The sequence below is a fragment of the Pseudomonas sp. NY15364 genome (assembly GCF_048068235.1).
Taxonomy (GTDB): domain Bacteria; phylum Pseudomonadota; class Gammaproteobacteria; order Pseudomonadales; family Pseudomonadaceae; genus Aquipseudomonas; species Aquipseudomonas mendocina_D.
Genome location: NZ_JBLUPX010000072.1, coordinates 1 through 2,880, shown reverse-complemented (window position 1 = coordinate 2,880; position 2,880 = coordinate 1). Strand labels below are relative to the sequence as shown.

Here is a 2,880-nt window from a genome sequence, read left to right as displayed (position 1 = left end):
AAAATTTGTAGTTCTCAAGACGCAAATTTTCGGCGAATGTCGTCTTCACGATTGAGACAGTAACCAGATTGCTTGGGGTTATATGGTCAAGTGAAGAAGCGCATACGGTGGATGCCTTGGCAGTCAGAGGCGATGAAAGACGTGGTAGCCTGCGAAAAGCTTTGGGGAGTCGGCAAACAGACTGTGATCCAGAGATCTCTGAATGGGGGAACCCACCCGGCATAAGCCGGGTATCTTGTACTGAATCCATAGGTGCAAGAGGCGAACCAGGGGAACTGAAACATCTAAGTACCCTGAGGAAAAGAAATCAACCGAGATTCCCTAAGTAGTGGCGAGCGAACGGGGACTAGCCCTTAAGTTGATTTGAGTGTAGTGGAAGGCTCTGGAAAGTGCCGCCGTAGTGGGTGATAGCCCCGTACACGAAACGCTCTTATCAATGAAATCGAGTAGGACGGGGCACGAGAAACCTTGTCTGAACATGGGGGGACCATCCTCCAAGGCTAAATACTACTGACTGACCGATAGTGAACCAGTACCGTGAGGGAAAGGCGAAAAGAACCCCGGAGAGGGGAGTGAAATAGAACCTGAAACCGTATGCGTACAAGCAGTGGGAGCCTACTTTGTTGGGTGACTGCGTACCTTTTGTATAATGGGTCAGCGACTTATATTCAGTGGCGAGCTTAACCGAATAGGGGAGGCGTAGCGAAAGCGAGTCTTAATAGGGCGCTTTAGTCGCTGGGTATAGACCCGAAACCGGGCGATCTATCCATGGGCAGGTTGAAGGTTAGGTAACACTGACTGGAGGACCGAACCGACTACCGTTGAAAAGTTAGCGGATGACCTGTGGATCGGAGTGAAAGGCTAATCAAGCTCGGAGATAGCTGGTTCTCCTCGAAAGCTATTTAGGTAGCGCCTCGTGTATCACTGCTGGGGGTAGAGCACTGTTTCGGCTAGGGGGTCATCCCGACTTACCAAACCGATGCAAACTCCGAATACCAGCAAGTGTCAGCACGGGAGACACACGGCGGGTGCTAACGTCCGTCGTGAAAAGGGAAACAACCCAGACCGTCAGCTAAGGTCCCAAAGTTATGGTTAAGTGGGAAACGATGTGGGAAGGCTTAGACAGCTAGGAGGTTGGCTTAGAAGCAGCCATCCTTTAAAGAAAGCGTAATAGCTCACTAGTCGAGTCGGCCTGCGCGGAAGATGTAACGGGGCTCAAACCATACACCGAAGCTACGGGTTCATCCTTTGGATGAGCGGTAGAGGAGCGTTCTGTAAGCCTGTGAAGGTGAGTTGAGAAGCTTGCTGGAGGTATCAGAAGTGCGAATGCTGACATGAGTAACGACAATGCGAGTGAAAAACTCGCACGCCGAAAGACCAAGGTTTCCTGCGCAACGTTAATCGACGCAGGGTTAGTCGGCCCCTAAGGCGAGGCAGAAATGCGTAGTCGATGGGAAACGGGTTAATATTCCCGTACTTCTAGTTACTGCGATGGAGGGACGGAGAAGGCTAGGCCAGCACGGCGTTGGTTGTCCGTGTTTAAGGTGGTAGGCTGATTTCTTAGGTAAATCCGGGAGATCAAGGCCGAGAGCTGATGACGAGCGTTCTTTTAGAATGCGAAGTGGTTGATGCCATGCTTCCAGGAAAAGCTTCTAAGCTTCAGGTAACTAGGAACCGTACCCCAAACCGACACAGGTGGTTAGGTAGAGAATACCAAGGCGCTTGAGAGAACTCGGGTGAAGGAACTAGGCAAAATGGCACCGTAACTTCGGGAGAAGGTGCGCCGGTGAGGGTGAAGTATTTACTACGTAAGCCCATGCCGGTCGAAGATACCAGGCCGCTGCGACTGTTTATTAAAAACACAGCACTCTGCAAACACGAAAGTGGACGTATAGGGTGTGACGCCTGCCCGGTGCCGGAAGGTTAATTGATGGGGTTAGCGCAAGCGAAGCTCTTGATCGAAGCCCCGGTAAACGGCGGCCGTAACTATAACGGTCCTAAGGTAGCGAAATTCCTTGTCGGGTAAGTTCCGACCTGCACGAATGGCGTAACGATGGCGGCGCTGTCTCCACCCGAGACTCAGTGAAATTGAAATCGCTGTGAAGATGCAGTGTATCCGCGGCTAGACGGAAAGACCCCGTGAACCTTTACTATAGCTTTGCACTGGACTTTGAGCTTGCTTGTGTAGGATAGGTGGGAGGCTTTGAAGTGGGGACGCCAGTTCTCATGGAGCCATCCTTGAAATACCACCCTGGCAACCTTGAGGTTCTAACTCTGGTCCGTTATCCGGATCGAGGACAGTGTATGGTGGGTAGTTTGACTGGGGCGGTCTCCTCCCAAAGAGTAACGGAGGAGTACGAAGGTGCGCTCAGACCGGTCGGAAATCGGTCGTAGAGTATAAAGGCAAAAGCGCGCTTGACTGCGAGACAGACACGTCGAGCAGGTACGAAAGTAGGTCTTAGTGATCCGGTGGTTCTGTATGGAAGGGCCATCGCTCAACGGATAAAAGGTACTCCGGGGATAACAGGCTGATACCGCCCAAGAGTTCATATCGACGGCGGTGTTTGGCACCTCGATGTCGGCTCATCACATCCTGGGGCTGAAGCCGGTCCCAAGGGTATGGCTGTTCGCCATTTAAAGTGGTACGCGAGCTGGGTTTAGAACGTCGTGAGACAGTTCGGTCCCTATCTGCCGTGGACGTTTGAGATTTGAGAGGGGCTGACCTTAGTACGAGAGGACCGGGTTGGACGAACCTCTGGTGTTCCGGTTGTCACGCCAGTGGCATTGCCGGGTAGCTATGTTCGGAAAAGATAACCGCTGAAAGCATCTAAGCGGGAAACTTGCCTCAAGATGAGATCTCACTGGAGCCTTGAGCTCCCT

At 52.2% G+C, this 2,880-nt stretch carries 1 rRNA gene; it reads left to right on the top strand.

Features of this window, described 5'->3' with window-relative positions:
* Nucleotides 1-84: 84 nt before the first annotated feature.
* A 23S ribosomal RNA gene (locus ACNFCJ_RS23930) occupies nucleotides 85-2,877 on the top strand.
* Nucleotides 2,878-2,880: the final 3 nt, after the last annotated feature.